Raw genomic sequence first — 17,533 nt, 5'->3', positions numbered from 1 at the left:
CATTTTTGCGGGTCCCTTTCGCGGTTTTGAACACCGAGGGGGCGGCGACACGCGGGAAACGGCTAGTTTTTTGCATTTTATTGACATCATCATCATGTGCTCACGTAATTGTTTTCACTTGAAATTATTTTTTCAAGATGTCGAATCGTATAAAAAGTGTTCATCATCATGGATAAAGAATTGGAGAACGTCAGGCTGAACCTGAATCAGCTGGCGGCAATTACGGGATCACATCGGCAAACCATCGCTGCACGCCTGAAAAACGTCGAACCTGCCCCCGGCAGTAATGCCAAGCTGAAGCTTTACACGCTGCCGGATGTGCTGGCTGAACTGGTGAAGTCTGCGCCGGTGGCTGACGTTGACGAAATGCTACCGCCTGACCGAAAAGCCTGGTTCCAGTCGGAACGCGAGCGGCTCAAGTTTGAACAGGAAACCAATGAACTGATCCCTGCAGAAGACGTTGCCCGTGAATTCTCTGCGATGGCAAAGGCGATGGTTCAGGTGCTGGAAACATTACCGGATATCTTGGAGCGTGATTGCGCGCTGCCGCCGTCTGCCGTTTCTCGTGTGCAGTCTATTATCGATGACCTGCGCGATCAGATAGCGCTGAAGGTTATGAACGCTGATACAGAGATTGAGGAGGAAATGCCCGAGGAGGAGTAATGGTCGCACAGGCATCAGCCGCAGAAACCCGGCGGAATATGGCCGGTATTATTCAGGCTCCGCGCCGCATGCCGGTTGCCGAAGCTGTTGAAAAGTTTATGCGGGTGCCTATGGGCGCGGGCAACTCTGTTAAGTGGGACCCGAGCGTGGCGCCGTATGTGATTGAGCCGATGAACTGCCTGGCGTCACGTGAATACGACGCGGTGGTGTTTGTTGGCCCGGCGCGTACGGGTAAAACGATCGGCCTGATTGATGGCTGGATTGTTTACAACATCGTGTGCGATCCCTCCGATATGCTGGTCGTACAAATTTCGGAAGAGAAAGCGCGGGAACACTCCAAAAAGCGCCTGGCGCGCACGTTCCGCGTGAGTCCAGACGTGGCTGAGCGTCTCAGCCCCCGGCGCAATGATAACAACGTTCACGACCGGACCTTTCTGGCGGGGAACTATCTGAAGCTTGGCTGGCCATCGGTCAATATCATGTCCTCGTCGGACTACAAATGCACCGCGCTGACAGATTATGACCGCATGCCGGAAGATATCGACGGCGAGGGCGACGGGTTCACGCTGGCGTCAAAACGTACCACAACGTTTATGAGTGCCGGCATGACGCTGGTAGAGAGTTCACCAGGTCGCGATATTCTGGATTCAAAATGGCGCCGCCGCTCAGAGCATGAGGCCCCGCCAACCACCGGCATCCTTTCCTTGTTCAACCGCGGCGATCGCCGCAAATGGTATTGGCAGTGTCCGCACTGCGGCGAATATTTCCAGCCGATCATGGAAGTGATGACCGGATACAGGGAAATCCCTGATCCGGTCAAGGCCAGCGAATCTGCGCATATGTGTTGCCCTCACTGCAGCGGCACGATAACGGCAGATATGAAACGCACCTTGAACCAGTCTGGTGTGTGGTTGCGTGAAGGGGAGTCGATTGACGCCGAAGGCAACCGGACAGGCGATCCGCGCCGCTCCCGTATTGCGTCATTCTGGATGGAGGGGCCGGCGGCGGCATATCAGACCTGGTCACAGCTCGTCTACAAGCTGCTGACCGCTGAGCAGGATTACGAAACAACGGGATCAGAGGAAACGCTCAAGGCGGTCATCAATACCGACTGGGGCCGGCCGTATTTGCCGCGTTCTGCCTCTGAACAGCGCCGCAGTGACGAACTGCTGGCGCGCGTGGAGGATTACGGTAAACGCCTGGTGCCACCAAAGGTCAGATTCCTGATCGCGGCGGTTGATGTGCAGGGCGGCAAGAATCGCCGCTTTGTGGTCCAGATTGTCGGCTATGGCGAAAACGGCGAGCGGTGGCTGGTGGACCGGTACAACATCAAGCAGTCGATGCGGTGTGATCCTGATACGGGTGAAGCGTTGCCGATCCATCCGGGGGCATACCCGGAGGACTGGAACTTGCTGATCACTGACGTGCTCGATAAAACGTACCGGCTGCAAAGCAATCAGGACAAGCGTATGCCAATCCTCGCCATGGCCGTAGACAGCGGCGGCGAAGATGGCGTGACCGACAACGCGTATAAATTCTGGCGTCAGTGCCGCCGCGATGGCGTGCATAAGCGGGTGTATCTCATCAAAGGGGACAGCACCCGGCGTCAGAAAACCATTACAAAAATCCACCCGGACAACACAGACCGAAGCGACCGCCGCGCAGCTGCGCGCGGAGACGTCCCTGTCTACCTGTTGCAGACCGACACGCTGAAAGACCAGCTCAGTAACGCGCTGATTCGTGAAGCGCCAGGCGCTGGGTATATTCACTTCCCGAATTGGTTGGGGGAATGGTTTTTTGACGAACTGACCTACGAAGAGCGTGGATCAGATGGCAAGTGGCGTAAGCCAGGGAAGGGCAATAACGAAGCCTTTGACCTGTTTTGCTATGTGCATGCCGTCGTGATGTTGCGCCGTTACGAGCGTATCAAGTGGGATGAGCCGCCAGCCTGGGCTGAATCACAAGATACGAACCCCAATATTTTCAACGAGAACTCATCAAGGGAGGTCGTGTTGACGAAGAAAAAAACCAAGGCGGAACCGAAACAGGCTGCGCCTCAGCATACCTCTAGCGGATGGATGAACGGTGGCGGTACGGGGGGAGGAGGCTGGTTATGACGAAACAGGAAATCCGGGACATGGTGGTGCGTGTCAGGGGGTTCTACACGGACTCGCTCGACGGTAAATCCGTGTCCTTTACCGGCGTCAACGGCCGCACCATCACAAACCACGATCCGGCGGCGATGCGTGCAGAGCTGGAATATTGGGAAGGGCGGCTACGAAAGGCGTCCTGTCGTGGCGGTGGGTATAAGCTCGCTAACTTCGTGTAGGTAACCCATGGGATTTATAGAAAAGACACTCGGCGTTGTGGCGCCAGGGTGGGCCTTGTCTCGCGCCAAAAATCGTTATCAGCTGCGGGCGTATGAAGCGGCCAACGTGTCACGACTGCAAAAAGCCAAGCGCGAGGGGCGTTCTGCTGATTCGGCCGTATTCGCGGCCGGTGTGTCGTTGCGTGAGCAGGCGCGCTGGCTGGACGAAAACCACGACATTGTGATCGGCATCCTCGACAAACTGGAAGAACGAGTCGTCGGGGCGCAGGGTATTCAGGTCGAGCCGCAGCCGTTACGGAAGGATGGCACGCTGCATGAGGAATGCGCGGAGCTGTTGGCTAAGCACTGGTCCGAATGGTCCGTCCGGCCAGAAGTCACCGGCATGTTTACGCGCGCCGAGGTTGAACGGCTAATCCTGCGCTCAGCATTGCGTGACGGCGAAGTGTTCTCGCAACTGGTGCGGGGGCCGGTATCAGGGCTGAAGCATGCCACAAGCATCCAGCTGTCGCTGGAATGTCTGGAGGCGGACTTTGTACCGATGAACTTGGGAAGCCTTGGCAGCGGGAATGTTCAGCAGGGCATTGAGGTTAATGCCTGGGGCCGGCCGGTGGCTTACAACGTGTATAAGGCACATCCAGCCAGCACGCTGCGTATGTCTACGGCGACCAAGCGGGTGCCGGCTGAAAACATGTTGCACCTGGCAATGCGCAAGCGGCTGCACCAGCTGCGCGGGATCAGTCTGCTACACGGCGTGATTACCCGCCTGGCTGATATCAAGGATTACGAAGAGTCGGAACGTGTTGCGGCGCGTATCGCTGCGGCGCTGAGCTTCTATATCAAGCGTGGCGATGGTGCGGCAGGCGACGATGGGGAGTTTTCGGAGCCAGGCACGGCGCGTAACTTTGACATTGCGCCGGGCATGATCTTCGACGAACTGCGCCCCGGTGAGGATTTGGGGATGGTTGAGTCAAACCGGCCCAATGTGCACCTGTCTGAATACCGTAACGGTCAGCTCCGCGCCGTTGCCGGCGGTACGCGCAGCGGTTACTCCAGTATTTCCCGTGACTATAACGGCAGTTATTCCAGCCAGCGCCAGGAGCTGGTGGAAGGGTTCGAGGGCTACAACGTCCTGCAGAACTGGTTTGTCGGTCAATACAGCCGCCCGGTTTACCGTGCCTGGGTAGATATGTTGCGTCTGTCGAAAATCCGCCTTCCCGATGATGTGGATATGTCCTCGCTGTACAACGCGCTCTATCTGGGGCCGGTAATGCCGTGGATTGATCCGGTGAAAGAGGCTGAATCGTGGAAAACCATCGTGCGCGGTGGGGCTGGCACCGAGGCCGAATGGGTACGCGCGCGCGGCAAGTCACCGCAGGAGATTAAACGCCAGCGTGTACGTGAAGTTGAATTTAACCGCGATCACGGTCTGGTGCTGGACTCTGACGCAGCCAACGACTCAGGAGCGAAAGCGAATGAAACAAAAAAATCCGGGGTGGATGACCCCGAAAGCAAGTCTTAGCGGTATCGACGCGGTGAATACCGAAACCTGGTATGAAATCCGTGCCGCGCTGGGCCGTCCGGGGCAGGTAGAAATCTATCTCTATGAAGAGATCGGCCGCTGGGGTATTTCGGCGCAATCATTTATTAACGACTGCCGCGACGCCGGCGTGTTCGAGGCCACAAACGTTGAGCTGCACATCCACAGCCCCGGCGGGGATGTGATGCACGGGTTCGCCATTTACAACACGCTGCAGCGGCTGACCGGGCAGGTCGATATCTATATCGACGGCCTGGCGGCGAGTATGGCTTCGGTTATCGCCTGCCTGCCGAATGCCACGGTACATATGCCCTCCAATGCCTGGATCATGATACACAAACCGTGGGGCGGCATGGCCGGGGATTCTGACGAAATGCGCGATTATGCCAATTTCCTCGATCGTAACGAGGAGATGATGCTGGCGGCGTATATGTCGAAAACCGGTCTGTCGCGGGAAGAAATCGCGGCATTACTGAAGGCCGAAACCTGGATGGATGGTGCGGAGGCGGTTGCTAAAGGCTTCGCTGATGTGCTGGAAGAACCACTCGATGCAGCCGCATCGCTCAATCAAAACAAACTGAAGGATTATCACAATATGCCACAAGCAGCTAATCACCTCTTCGGCGCACGTGCGCAGACCTCGGCACCTAACGCGCAAAATTCACAGAACCCGGCTCCGGTCTCTCAGCCGGCGCCTGCTCCATCCACGCCGGTCGCACAGGCTCCACAAATCGATGTGGCGGCGCTGGCGGCGCAGCTGCAGCAGACGCTGCAGGCCAACAACACCGCACGCATCACGGATGTGAGTGCTGTCTTTGACGGTTTTCCTCAGTTGGCCGCGCTGCGCACCGAGTGCATCAACGACATGAGCTGCGATGCGAACATGGCGAAAGATCGTCTGCTGGCTAAGCTGGCGGAAGGCACCACGCCGAGCATTGGCGCCAGTGCCGCGCATATCCATGCCGGCAACGGTAACCTGGTCGGTGATTCGGTCCGCGCCTCGGTAATGAGCCGTGCCGGTCATGCGCAGGCGGAAAAAGACAACCCATATCAGGGGATGACGCTGCGTGAACTGGCGCGCGCCTCGCTGGCTGATCGCGGCATTGGTGTTGCCGGCATGTCTGGTCAGGGTGTGGTCGGTCTGGCATTCACCCATTCAAGTTCCGACTTTGGCAACATCCTGATGGATGTGGCCCATAAATCTGCGCTGTTAGGGTGGGAAGAGGCGAATGAAACCTTTGACCGCTGGACGCGTAAAGGCACGCTGACCGACTTTAAAACCGCGCACCGCGTTGGCCTGGGCGCGCTGGACAAGTTGCGTGAAGTGAAGCCGGGTGCGGAATACAAATACATTACGGTCGGTGATAAAGGGGAGCCTATCGCCCTGGCAACCTATGGCGAACTGTTCAGCATTGACCGCCAGACCATCATTAACGATGACATGGACATGTTGACGCGTATTCCTGCGATGATGGGCGGCGCTGCGCGTTACACCGTCGGTGAGCTGGTCTGGGCGGTGCTGACCAGCAACCAGAAAATGAGCGACGGGAAAGCCCTGTTCAGTGCGGATCACAATAACCTGGTGAACCAGCCTCTCACTATTGACGGACTGGATAAGGCCCGCCAGGCGATGCTGCTGCAGACCAACGGCAAGCGTAAGCTTAACATTCGTCCGGCTTATATGCTGACGCCGGTGGCGCTGGAGTCGAAAGCCAATCAGCTGATCCGCTCTGCCAGCGTGCCTGGCGCCGATGCCAACAGCGGCATCAACAACCCGATCCAGAACTTTGTGGAAGTTATCTCCGAAGCGCGTCTGGATGATAACAGCGCGGAAGCATGGTATCTGACGGCAGCACAGGGCAAGGACACGATCGAAGTGGCGTATCTGGATGGCATTGATACACCGTATCTGGAGCAGCAGCAGGGCTTCACCATTGACGGTGCGGCATTCAAGGTACGCATTGACGCCGGCGTCGCGCCGATGGATTGGCGCGGTCTGGTGAAGTCTACCGGCAAAGCCTGATAAACCGCCCGATAACGGCGGTTTTTTTATGTCCGTGGGTGGCGTCGCCACCCATTTTACTTTCTGGAGAAAATCATTATGGCAAAGAATTTACAGCAGGATGGCACCACGCTGGATTACGAGAACACGTCGGCAACACTGATTGAGTCCGGTCAGCCGGTGGCTGTTGGTGGCATTGTCGGTGTTGCACATGCCGATATCCCCGCAGGGGCGTGGGGCGTGCTGCATACCGTCGGGGTGTTTGTTCTGCCAAAGGTAGCGGATGAAACCTGGGCGGTGGGTGACAAGGTTTACCTGGATGCCACTGGCGCGCTGACAGCAAAAGCTACCGACGGCGCAGAAGCTGCTGCAGCGTTCCCACTGGCCGGCTCGGCATGGAGCGCCGGCGAGGCCGGACAGGAAGAAGCCCCGGTGCGGCTGGGTTTCTAAATGAACCGGTTCACGGAACGGATGCAGCGTGCTGATCGTCGTGTGGACCGCTATTTCGCCGAAGACCCCTCGGTGGTTTTAGTCATTGAGGGGCAAGCCCGTCCGGTCGTCGCAATTTTTGAAAGCCCGGATGATATGGCCCTGGTGCAGGGCGGCGGTGAAATTCAGGATCATGCGCCAGCTATCAGCGTGTATACGGCTGACATTGTTGGACTTGAAAAAAAATGCCAGGCGTTGATCGGCGGGGCCAGCTATTGGGTGACGCATATTGGTGCTGATGAAGCGGGCAGAACGCGCGTGAAGCTTGCCAGAGGCGTCCCTGGGAAAGAGGTGGACCCCATTAACACATGGAGTAAGTAACGATGGCCAGGACTACGCGGTTACGCCGTGATCTCCCGATCGATATCGACACCATGGTTCTGCGTGACATTGCCCTGGCCGTCGGGGCAACGCACAAGCAGTACATGACCGCGTATTCCCGCGCATTGAAGCGAACCGCCGCCACCATGCGCAAACGGGCCATGGCGGATATCAAGGATGGGCTGGCGCCGCGCAGTATGGCAATGGTGAGAAAGCGCCTGCTTTCCTTTCGTGTTTCTCGCGGCTCGTTGCTGGATGAAGGGCGCTTGTGGTTCGGTCTGAATGCAATCAAGGTCAAGGACCTGAAGGGGCGTATTAACGGACGTATGCGTCCGCATCATACCCGCCGTGACCCGAAAACCGGGCGTTATGCTCCGTCGCGCCGGCGGGCAAACTCCGTGGGCTTTGAACCGCGCGGCAACCTGTTGTCAGCCAAAACGTTTGAGAATGGCGAGGTCGGACGGAGCAAACGAGAAGGACGCCGGACGGTGCTGATCCGCGACCCGGCGACGCGGCGTACCCGCGAAGCCGAAGTCGATATTTATGCGCCGATGCTGGATTACATCGAAGACAACGCGTTTGCGGATGTTGTTGAAATATTTCTGCATCACTTTGAAACCGATATCCGGGGCAGGGTAAAGGCGCGGGTTAATGTGAACAGCTGGAGGAAGTAAGTGGCCAAGCCTATTTTAATGCCGACCTATCACGACGCGGTCATTGAAGCGCTGCGGTCGTTGTCGTGGGTAAACAATGCCGACGACTACCCGGAACAGGCAACGCAGCTCACCACGCCGGCCGTGTTCTTTTCGATCATGGGCTGGGAACAGTCGCCAAGCAGTGACGGGCAGCTCAATGTTGAGTTTGAATGTGATTTGTTTGTGGTGATCGACAAGGCCAGCAACACCATTGATAAACCCCAAATTTTCGCCCGATCGGCGGCGGCGGATATCAGCCAGTGGATCAACGGACAAACCTTCGGGCTTGAAGGGCTGCAGCCGGCTGCGTTTATCAGCGCGGGGCCGGACAGCTTCGATCCTGCAATGGATGATTATATCGTCTGGCGCATCACGTATAGCCAGTCTGCGGCCATGGGGGAAGACCCGTTCGAATCGGTTGCCGGTCCGCTGCGTGAAGTCTGGCTGGGTGCGGCGCCGGAAATTGGTGCTGCGCACATTAATGATTACCGGCTTATCTACAAGCGCAAGGAGGAATGATGTCACAGGATATGGGGGACCTTGCCCGGCGCGTGGCCAACATGATCCGCCGTGGTGTCGTTCAGTCGGTGAAGCACGGCCCGCAGCCGCAATGCCGGGTAGAAATCGGCGACATTACCACGACCTGGTTGCCGGTCTGCCAGCCGTCATCCAGCGCCAACAGGGCTGACTCTAACCCGATTGCCGTAGGGGATGCCGTTACCGTCATCAGCGAAGCCGGCGACCTGAATAACGGCCGGGTGTTCCCCGGCTGGAACACGGGGAAAATGCCGGTCCCGGACGGGAGCGAGAGCGAGCATGTCACCCGATACAGTGACGGCACACAAATCCGTTATGACCGCGATGCCCATGCCCTGAAAATCATTATTGCCGAGGGCGGCACGTATGAGATTGAGGGTAAGGGGACGCTGCGCGGCCCGGTGGAGATCACCGACACTCTGACGGTTCAGGGTGTCACGCAGATCAATGCCAACACCGGCATTAACGGGGACTTGTCCGTCAGCGGCCAGATATCGGATGGCAAGAGCACGCTGGATCGGGTGAGGGAGGTTTATAACAACCACGCTCACCCAGGAGACAGCGGCGGCACGACAGGCGAGCCAAACAGCAAGATGTGACCCGCGATTGTGCGGGTTTTTTATTATGGGGGTAATCATGCACGGTGTTAATGCCGGCAACGGCAAGCGGCTCTCCGGCACTGAGCATTTACGGCAATCCGTCATTGACATACTCACCACGCCGATCGGCTCGCGTGTGCTGCGCCGTGACTACGGGAGCGAGCTGGTTGATCTGGTCGATAACCCGCAGGACGAAAGCAACCGCGTCCGTATTATTGCGGCGACGGCCGGCGCCCTGGCTCGCTGGGAGCCACGCATTCGTGTGTCATCGGTGCAGGTGGCGTTTGTTACCCACGGTCATTTTGACCTCACCATCGTTGGCACGGACATAGAGAGCAGCCAGCCGATCACGTTGACGGAGATAAGCATTAATGGCGACGAATTCAGCAACAATTAACCTTTCCGAGCTGCCGGTGCCGGATGCGGTGAAAGTCCCGGACGCCGGCCTGATTTTTGAAGGATGGTTAAACCGTCTGCGCGGGCTGGACCCGGTCTATGATGCGCTGCTACCTTCCGATCCGGTGTACAAACAGGGCGAAGTTCTGGCCTATCACTCCACGCTGTTACGCGTGGCGATGAATGACTCCATCCGCGCCGTGCTGCTGGCCAGCGCAAAAGGCGCAGACCTTGACCAGATTGGCGCAAACTTTGACGTGGCGCGGCTGCTGATAAATCCGGGCGATCCGAATGCAGTGCCGCCGGTTGAGCCGGTTTATGAAGATGATGACGCGTTCCGCACGCGCATCCAGTTGGCCTGGTCACGACTCAGCACCGCCGGCGCCGAGAACGCCTATACCTTCTTTGCCGCTTCTGCAGACCCCTCTATTCTGGATGTTCGCGCCTATGGGCCGTTGGATCATGGCAGGCGCGGCGAAGTAGATATTTACGTGCTTTCCCGTGATAACGACGGTATCCCCACGGCGGAGGTGTTGGAAAAGGTCAATCAGGCCGTTAATGCGAAGGACGTCCGGCCCATGACCGACTTTGTCACCGTGAAGCCGGCGGCAATGGTGAAGTTCGTGGTAACGGCAGATATTTACATCCCCTCCGGCCCGGATATCGACACGGTGATGAGTGCATCACGGCGGGCGCTGGAAACCTACCTCGAACAGACACACCGGATCGGCAGCCGCGTATCACGTTCGGGGATTGACCGGGCGCTGCATCAGCCGGGTGTGGTCACTGTTAAGCTGGCCTCGCCGGTCGATGATCTGCTGATGGATATCGGTCAGGCGCCGCTTTGCACGGAAATCACGCTGAAAAAGGTGATCGTCAATGTCGATGCATAAAACGTTATTGCCGCCTAATGCGCTGCCCGCCGAACGGGCGCTGGAAGAGGCAACCACGACAGAGGTGCTGTCGATCCCCGACCTCATCCGCGCCGTAAAGAACCCCGACACGTGCCCGGCGGAGCTGCTCCCATGGCTGGCATGGGAATACAGCGTAGATACCTGGTTGCCTGAGTGGAGCGAGGAACAAAAGCGCGCAGCCATACGGAGCGCTACCTATATTCACCGGCACCGGGGGACGCGTGGTGCGATAGAGACGGCGCTGGAAGGTCTGCCCTTCACCTACCAGTTAACCGAGTGGTTTGAACAGACGCCGCGCGGGGAGCCGTACACGTTTTCGCTGGTGGTTGAGCAAGCCGGGAACCCGGTGAACGAGCAGCATATTCAGGATTTTAAGAACGCGGTGATGCGCAGTAAAAACCTGCGTTCGTGGTTCGACATGTCCTTTCAAAATGCCACACAAGGCACCGCATACTCGGCCTCCTACATGGTGACGTCCGAGATAACCAGTTACGGGAGTTAACTTAATGAGTGGTCTTATTCTGACGACTGCCGGCGCGGCGGCGATCGAGGCCGCTTACCAGGCGGGAACCGTCGTAAAAATTACGCTGGCGGCGTTTGGTGACGGTGGCGGTAAACCAATAACCCCGAATCCCGGCGCGACGGCATTGGTGAACAAGTTCGGCGATGCCCCCTTTACCGGTGGGGCATCAACGGAAGGAATGATTAGCGGTCAGACCGTTATCGAAGCGAGGAAGTATCCCGGCAAAGTTCTGCGAGAAGTGGGGCTGCTCAGTGCTGACGGTGTGCTGGTGGCGTACGGCGATTACCCGGACACGGTATTGCCGGCGGACGGTGCGCCGGTGATGAAAGAGATCATCATTAACTTCGTGATGACGCTGACGCATGCTGAGAGTGTGGTGATTGAGGTCGATCCCAATGTCTCCGCGTTAACCATTTCAGAGGCAGATAAGCGATATGTGAAAAAATCCGGTGACGTTATGTCCGGAAAATTACATGTCCAAAATAATATTGCTGTCGATGGCGAAGTGAGTATCGGTGGAGCACTTGGCGCAAACACGCTATCCATTGCCAAAACGGCACAAATTGGATCGTTGACGTTCAGTGATGACGTTTATGTCGGTTCAGCCCCGTTGATGCCAGTAGGGGCGCCAATCTCCTGGCCGTTAAGCTCACCGCCCCCCGGTTATGCATTCCTGTTAGGCCAGGGATTTGATAAGGCCATTTACCCGCGCCTTGCGCAAGCCTATCCGTCCGGCGTGCTGCCGGATATGCGCGGTAATACGATTAAGGGCAAACCGGACGGTCGCGAGCTGCTGACCTTTGAGGCCGACGGCAACAAATATCACGGACATGGACTGGAGATTGACGGCACTGACCTGGGCACCAGGCAGACTACGCCGGGCGGCGCTTATCAGTTGAAATTACGCTCATACCGCTCTAACACCTCTCTGGACGGCGGCGAAAGTTCACGCCACAGCATCGACCAGGAAAGAGGCTTCGCTGACTTTGGCTTGATTGAACCGCTGCCTTCTCATACGCACGATGTTCCGATAGGTTGGCACAGCCACGGCGGCCGCATAAACCCGGACGGCAACCCGGAAACCACCGTCAAAAACATTGCATTTAACTATATCGTGAGGCTTGCATAATGAGCACAGACTTTGAGTTTTCTGCCCAGCCGCGCTGGATGTGGATTTACAATTTCGATGAAAATAACGTTTTTACTGGCACCCTGAATTTTTATGTCGCGCCACACACAGGGCTACCAGCCAACTGCACGACAACGAAGTGCGCGCCGAAAACCGGCCAGGCTGGCGTCTGGAATGATGGGCAATGGCAATATGTTAATGATTACCGAGGCTCACCGTACTGGGATGCGCAGGCGAATAAACACATCATGTTTGAGGTCGGCCCTTTGCCTGACGGTTGTACGTTTACGCCGCCGAACACACCGTATGACACGTGGGACGGTGAGAAATGGGTAACGGACGAAGCCAAGGCGCAGAGCGAGCAGCTTCAAATTGCAAAGAATGAACTGGCGCAACGTAGCGCTGAAGCCGCTGAAGCCATTGCACCGCTACAGGACGCGGTAGAGTTCGGCGACGCGACAGACGCTGAGCAGGAATCACTGACAGAGTGGAAAAAATACCGGTTGGCGCTAAGCCGCATCGATGTTAATCAGGCGCCGGATATCTCCTGGCCAACCCGACCAACCCCAATTAAACAATGACCCGCCATCGAGCGGGTTTTTTTATGCCTGGAGGATACTATGGCCGAATTGCACGGCGTAGAAACAATTGAACTGACAAGCGGGACGGTTGCCGTTACCACGATCCAGACTGCGGTTATCGGCCTGGTCGGTACGGCCCCGGATGCATCACCGGGAACCAAGGCGCAGGCTGTCACCGGGACTGCGCTGCTGGATAATGAACTGACGTTTGCGGCCTCGCAGCCGGGGCGGGCAGGTAACCAGCTCCGCGTTACCGCTGCTGCGGCGCCGGCCGGCGGAAAAACCAGTGCTACCTATGCGCGAGGCGTGCTGGACATTCTGCTGGCCAGCGATGCCGACGGCAAACTCACCGCCACCGCGCAAGAGGTGTCCGACGCTGTTCTGGCACTGACTGACAGCTTGGTCACCGTATTACCGGGCGCCGACACCGGCAAGGTCAGCCCGTTTAGCGTGGTGCTGTCCGGCGGGCAGGATGAACCCTTTCCCCTCAACACACCGGTAGCCGTCGTTGGCGGTACGCAGATGCGGGCGCTGGGCAGTGCAGGGACTATCCCTCCGGCCGTGCAGGAGATTGCCGACCAGACCAACGCGCTGATCGTCATTGTGCGCGTTGAAGATAATGAACAGCCGGTCACTGTCTCTACCGAGGAAAAAGAGCCGCTCACCGCCGAGGATGAACAGCGCCTGCTGTCTGACCAGATTTTCAATATCGATATCCGCGCGAATATCCTGGCGGGGATCAACGCCTGGTCATCCAGTGAATCGGTCAACGGTTATCGCCCTCGCATCTTGATTGCGCCGGGGTTCAGTGAAGATGACGGTATCGGCAAAGGGCTGGAAACGGCAGCCGAAAAACTCCGCGCGGTGGCGTATCTGGACTGCGCCTCGATGGCAACGTTGCCGGAAGTTGTGCAGCGCCGGCAGATGTACGGTGGCCGCGTTGAACTGCTGCGGCCTCGGGTGCAAAAAGTGAATGCCAGCGGCGAGCTGGAGTTCCGGCCGTATTCCGCCTTTGCAGCTGGCCTGCGGGCGCGCATCGATCTGGAGAAAGGCTGGTGGTGGAGCAAGTCCAATCAGGACATCAACAGCATTCTCGGCCTTGAGCAGGTTGACGAGTTTATTCTCGGCGATCCGAACTGTGAAGCGAACCTGCTGAACATGCAGAACGTCAGCACCATCATCCGCCGCACGGGGTACAAGCATTGGGGCAACCGCCTGTGCATCGATCACCCTCAGTGGCGTTTCGAGTCGGTCCGCCGCACTGCAGACGTTATCGAAGACAGTATCCAGAACACGGTCATGATTTATAACGACCGGCCGCTGGATAAAGAGACGGCTGATGACATTCTTGGCACGGTGAACGCATACCTGCGCCAGCTTGTTGGCCTGGGTGCCATCTTTGGCGGTACTGCGTGGCTGGACGAAGAACTGAACACGGCGGAATCCCTGGCCGCTGGTGTGCTGTATATCAACTATGACTTCGGGCCGAAGTCGCCGACCGAGCGCATCACCATGCGTGTGCGCATCAATAATGATTACGCCGTTGAGGAGATGACCGCACAATGAGCGCAAAAAATACGTTACGGGCATGGACCATTTTTGCCGGTGGCTTTCGCGTCGCCGGCGCGCATGAGTTTACGCCGCCGGAGCTGTCCATCGTCACCTCGCAACTGCGCACCGGCGCCCAGGATGCACCGACCCCGCTGGATGATGGCATGGAGGCGCTGACGTGCTCCATCAAGTTCTGGGGTATTGATACCGACGTGCTGAGCCGTTTTGGTTTTATTTCTGGTCAGCGTCCGCGTTTTATGGCGTATCAGGGCTACCTGAGCAACGGCCGGGCGGTCGGCACAATCGAAGAGATTGAAGGGTTTGTCTCAAAGATCACGCCGGATGCGCGGGGCAATGAAAACATGGGGGAAACGGCGATCACGGTTGAGATTGCGATGAGCTATTACAAGCAGACGCGCGACGGTATGGAGCTGTTTGAAATCGACACCGAGCGTTTTATCCGCCGTGTGAACGGCGTGGATCAGCTGGGCGGCCTGCGCAGCAAAATCCGCATCTAATCCCCACTCAACAACCATTAAGCGGCCTTTGTGCCGCTTTTTTATTGGAGCAATACCATGAATTACCCAGGCAGCAACGTAGAAATCAAACTGTACTCCCCGCTGACGCTGGCCGATGGCAGCAAGCTTGAAAAAGTCACGATGCGCGAACCGCTGGTGCGTGACCGCATCGAGTATGTCAAACGTCCGGGGAGCGATGCAGAAAAGGAAATTGGCATGCTGGCCGATCTGTGCGGCATGAATGTTGAGGACGTCTATCAACTGACTGCGGCTGACTATTACCAGCTTGAGGCGGCCTGGAACAATTTTTTGCTGCCTCCTGGGGAGCGTCAGAAGGCGACATCCGACAAGCCTTGAGGCTGGTTGGCCGCACCCTGAATTACAGCATGGGGGACTGGCTCTCCATGCCGTTTTCCGCCTTTTACGACTTTGTTAAAGACGAATATGAGCGGGTGAGTAAATGAGCAGCATAAGTCAAAAATTGAAAGCCGTCATAACGTTTGGCGGCAACATCGACGGCAGCTGGGGCCGCTCGACGGACGGGCTTAACAAAGGGCTGAAAACCGTCGAGAAACAATCTGAACACCTCGCCAAGCAGCAAAAGGCGCTGGCGGATCGGATGAAGCAAACCAAGCTGGCGGGCAAGGATGTCAGCGCCCTGAAGCGCGATTACGACACTGTGACGCGTTCTATCAAACGGACGGAGCAGGAGCAGGAATCGCTGAACCGCAGCCTGCAGCGTGCTGAACGTTTTCGTCGGGCGGGCGCCGTGGGGCGTGGCTTTATTGGCCGGGCAGGCCGGACGCTTGGCGCCGGGTTGGGGATTGCTGCCGCTGGCGGGTTAATCGGGGCGGGGATCGGTGCGGTTATGTCTCCTGTTCGTTCTAATGCGGAAACCGCCGAGTCATACGGCATTGCCCGAAGCTACGGTGTGAACATCGATACGTTCAATGCCTGGCAGAGCCTCGGTAAGCAGATGGGGCTGAACGGGGAGAACTTCGGAGACCTGTTTGAAGAGTACCGCAATAAGGTCTCGGATTTTAAGAAAGACCCGACGAAAGGCGCTATCGCAGAGAACTTCCCGCTGCTGGGGTTCAAGGCCGGCGATATGTACGGCAAAAGCAATGAAGACCAGGTGTCGAGCATTTTTGAACGCCTGCTGAAACTGGATAACGAACAGCTGGCGGCAGGGTACGCGGACTCCATCTTCGGCGGTGAAGCCAACAAAATCCTGACCTACATGCGCCTGACCGGCAAAAGTTATCGCGACCTGATGAACGAACAGAAGCGATACAACCTGGTGACCCGTGACGGCGCGGAAGGGGCGATGCGCAGCAACATCGCGTTCAGCAACTTGCGGACGGTCTGGAGCAGCGCTGTGGACCAGATCGCCGGCAAGCTGGGCGGCGACCTGGCTCCGATGGTCACGAAACTGGCCGATGAGCTGTCCGACTGGTTCAAAAACGGTGGTATTGAGGTGATTGCTACGACCATCCGCAACTCCTGGATACCTGCGCTGATTAAGTTCGGAAACGGATTGATCACTTTTAGCAGAGTGGCCGTAAACATTGCGAAGTGGCTGGGGCAGTTTGTGCCGGACGAGGCCGACAACAAAAAAAGCGTGTTGCGCTCGCTGGCTTATAACGGCTCAACGGAACTAGCCAGGCAGACGGCCGACCGTTATGGGTTGGGGGAGTGGTTTGATCAGCAGGTTGCCGCTAATCCGAACCTGGCTAAACAAGCCATTGCTGCGAACACGGAAACCAAAACATTCGGATTTCGGGACGATAAAGAGTTCGATAAGCGTATTAATACGCTGTATGAGAACACCGTTGGGAATGAAGAGGGTGATCCAGTTGTTGCAGCATTCACCCAGATGATGAAAAAAGCCGGCTTGCTTGACAGTAAGGAGGATAAGCCGACTGTCACCGATAACCGCCGGAATAATATTTATATGACCGTCAACGGTTCACCGGGGCAGGACGCCAAGAGCATCGCCGATAACGCGGTAACGCAGATCGGCAAACTGGACGTATTCAACGGGAACAATGCGATGTATGACGCACCGGGAGGCTGGAGCGGATGAGCGATATAGACATCATCGGAACGATAACCGGTGCGTACAGCTACAACGCGCCGAACGGGCGCCCGGCAGAAAATGCCAAAATCATGATGATGCTGGGCGACTTTGAATTCTCCATCGATACGGCAGCCTATAACCAGCTGACGCGGGAGGCGCGCTGGCGCTGGCAGGAGCAGGAGCGGATCGGCAAACAGGACCTGCTGCAGTACACGGGCAAGGAAGCCCGCAGCGTCAAATTGGACGGTGAGGCCCACGCCTTTTTCCGCAACGGGGTCACGTCCATCGATGCACTGTACGATCTCGCCGACAAGGCGCAGCCCCAGCAGCTGGTCAGTGGCGCCGGGGATGTGCTGGGCTGGTGGGTGATTACGGACTTTACCGATACCACGCCGGCATTCCTGCCTGGTGGTTCTCCGCGAAAGAAAACCTACTCGATCACGATAAAACATTATGCCGACGACATACATAACCCATGAAGGCGATGTGCTGGATGCCATCTGCGCCAGGCATTACGGTCTGGCAAATCTCCCTCAGACGCTGACGGAAGTGCTGGATGCCAACAGGGAACTGGCCGCGCTGGGGGCGATATACCCTTCCGGCTTAATCATTACGCTGCCTGATATCGAAACGCAGGTTGCAGAGTCAACGGTTCAACTGTGGGATTGA

At 57.3% G+C, this 17,533-nt stretch carries 21 protein-coding genes; all 21 read left to right on the top strand.

Translation table 11 applies throughout. The features are described 5' to 3' along the window. Window positions 1–168: 168 nt before the first annotated feature. On the top strand, window positions 169–663 hold the full coding sequence (locus D7I37_RS04725) for a DUF1441 family protein (RefSeq protein WP_129543381.1): 495 nt from the start codon (window positions 169–171) through the stop codon (window positions 661–663). Next, window positions 663–2,780, top strand: a complete 2,118-nt coding sequence (locus D7I37_RS04720) for a phage terminase large subunit family protein (protein WP_129543380.1) — start codon at window positions 663–665, stop codon at window positions 2,778–2,780. The genes D7I37_RS04725 and D7I37_RS04720 overlap by 1 nt, the downstream gene beginning before the upstream one ends. Then, on the top strand, window positions 2,777–2,992 hold the full coding sequence (locus tag D7I37_RS04715) for a hypothetical protein (protein ID WP_054306639.1): 216 nt from the start codon (window positions 2,777–2,779) through the stop codon (window positions 2,990–2,992). The genes D7I37_RS04720 and D7I37_RS04715 overlap by 4 nt, the downstream gene beginning before the upstream one ends. Window positions 2,993–2,999: 7 nt before the next feature. Further along, window positions 3,000–4,511 (top strand): phage portal protein, encoded by a 1,512-nt coding sequence (locus D7I37_RS04710; RefSeq protein ID WP_129543379.1) that lies wholly within the window; start codon window positions 3,000–3,002, stop codon window positions 4,509–4,511. Further along, on the top strand, window positions 4,465–6,552 hold the full coding sequence (locus D7I37_RS04705) for a ClpP-like prohead protease/major capsid protein fusion protein (RefSeq protein ID WP_129543378.1): 2,088 nt from the start codon (window positions 4,465–4,467) through the stop codon (window positions 6,550–6,552). Before D7I37_RS04710 ends, D7I37_RS04705 begins: the two co-directional genes overlap by 47 nt. Window positions 6,553–6,630: 78 nt before the next feature. Further along, window positions 6,631–6,981, top strand: a complete 351-nt coding sequence (locus D7I37_RS04700) for a DUF2190 family protein (RefSeq protein WP_054306636.1) — start codon at window positions 6,631–6,633, stop codon at window positions 6,979–6,981. Next, window positions 6,982–7,341, top strand: coding sequence for a head-tail joining protein (locus D7I37_RS04695; protein WP_054306635.1), 360 nt, complete (start codon window positions 6,982–6,984; stop codon window positions 7,339–7,341). A 2-nt stretch (window positions 7,342–7,343) separates the two neighbouring features. Then, window positions 7,344–8,015: a hypothetical protein gene (locus tag D7I37_RS04690; RefSeq protein WP_054306634.1), complete on the top strand. Its 672-nt coding sequence runs from the start codon at window positions 7,344–7,346 to the stop codon at window positions 8,013–8,015. After that, window positions 8,016–8,555 (top strand): hypothetical protein, encoded by a 540-nt coding sequence (locus D7I37_RS04685; RefSeq protein ID WP_232238924.1) that lies wholly within the window; start codon window positions 8,016–8,018, stop codon window positions 8,553–8,555. Then, the gene (locus D7I37_RS04680; RefSeq protein ID WP_129544747.1) at window positions 8,555–9,172 is read left to right on the top strand and encodes a phage baseplate assembly protein V; all 618 of its coding nucleotides are present in this window, start codon (window positions 8,555–8,557) and stop codon (window positions 9,170–9,172) included. The genes D7I37_RS04685 and D7I37_RS04680 overlap by 1 nt, the downstream gene beginning before the upstream one ends. Before the next feature lie 37 nt (window positions 9,173–9,209). Next, complete coding sequence (locus tag D7I37_RS04675) at window positions 9,210–9,569, top strand: GPW/gp25 family protein (RefSeq protein ID WP_033638731.1); 360 nt, start codon at window positions 9,210–9,212, stop codon at window positions 9,567–9,569. Beyond that, window positions 9,544–10,461, top strand: a complete 918-nt coding sequence (locus D7I37_RS04670) for a baseplate J/gp47 family protein (protein ID WP_054306632.1) — start codon at window positions 9,544–9,546, stop codon at window positions 10,459–10,461. The genes D7I37_RS04675 and D7I37_RS04670 overlap by 26 nt, the downstream gene beginning before the upstream one ends. Beyond that, window positions 10,448–10,984, top strand: coding sequence for a phage tail protein I (locus tag D7I37_RS04665; RefSeq protein WP_082394670.1), 537 nt, complete (start codon window positions 10,448–10,450; stop codon window positions 10,982–10,984). Before D7I37_RS04670 ends, D7I37_RS04665 begins: the two co-directional genes overlap by 14 nt. A 4-nt stretch (window positions 10,985–10,988) precedes the next feature. Then, window positions 10,989–12,134 carry a phage tail protein gene (locus tag D7I37_RS04660; RefSeq protein ID WP_129543377.1) on the top strand — a complete coding sequence of 382 codons (1,146 nt, stop codon included), beginning with the start codon at window positions 10,989–10,991 and terminating at the stop codon, window positions 12,132–12,134. After that, window positions 12,134–12,715 (top strand): tail fiber assembly protein, encoded by a 582-nt coding sequence (locus D7I37_RS04655; protein WP_129543376.1) that lies wholly within the window; start codon window positions 12,134–12,136, stop codon window positions 12,713–12,715. The genes D7I37_RS04660 and D7I37_RS04655 overlap by 1 nt, the downstream gene beginning before the upstream one ends. Before the next feature lie 39 nt (window positions 12,716–12,754). Then, window positions 12,755–14,281 (top strand): phage tail sheath C-terminal domain-containing protein, encoded by a 1,527-nt coding sequence (locus D7I37_RS04650; RefSeq protein ID WP_129543375.1) that lies wholly within the window; start codon window positions 12,755–12,757, stop codon window positions 14,279–14,281. Then, complete coding sequence (locus D7I37_RS04645) at window positions 14,278–14,784, top strand: phage major tail tube protein (protein WP_129543374.1); 507 nt, start codon at window positions 14,278–14,280, stop codon at window positions 14,782–14,784. Before D7I37_RS04650 ends, D7I37_RS04645 begins: the two co-directional genes overlap by 4 nt. A gap of 57 nt (window positions 14,785–14,841) precedes the next feature. Then, window positions 14,842–15,141, top strand: coding sequence for a phage tail assembly protein (locus D7I37_RS04640; RefSeq protein WP_054306626.1), 300 nt, complete (start codon window positions 14,842–14,844; stop codon window positions 15,139–15,141). A gap of 103 nt (window positions 15,142–15,244) precedes the next feature. Beyond that, window positions 15,245–16,870 (top strand): hypothetical protein, encoded by a 1,626-nt coding sequence (locus D7I37_RS04635; protein WP_129543373.1) that lies wholly within the window; start codon window positions 15,245–15,247, stop codon window positions 16,868–16,870. Next, window positions 16,867–17,343 (top strand): phage tail protein, encoded by a 477-nt coding sequence (locus D7I37_RS04630; protein WP_033637992.1) that lies wholly within the window; start codon window positions 16,867–16,869, stop codon window positions 17,341–17,343. The genes D7I37_RS04635 and D7I37_RS04630 overlap by 4 nt, the downstream gene beginning before the upstream one ends. Further along, window positions 17,318–17,533, top strand: a complete 216-nt coding sequence (locus D7I37_RS04625) for a tail protein X (RefSeq protein ID WP_054306623.1) — start codon at window positions 17,318–17,320, stop codon at window positions 17,531–17,533. Before D7I37_RS04630 ends, D7I37_RS04625 begins: the two co-directional genes overlap by 26 nt.

The organism is Serratia sp. 1D1416 (assembly GCF_003641105.1).
GTDB lineage: Bacteria > Pseudomonadota > Gammaproteobacteria > Enterobacterales > Enterobacteriaceae > Serratia > Serratia ficaria.
The sequence above is the reverse complement of the archived record's forward strand: the minus strand, read 5'-3'. Positions and strand labels throughout refer to the sequence as shown.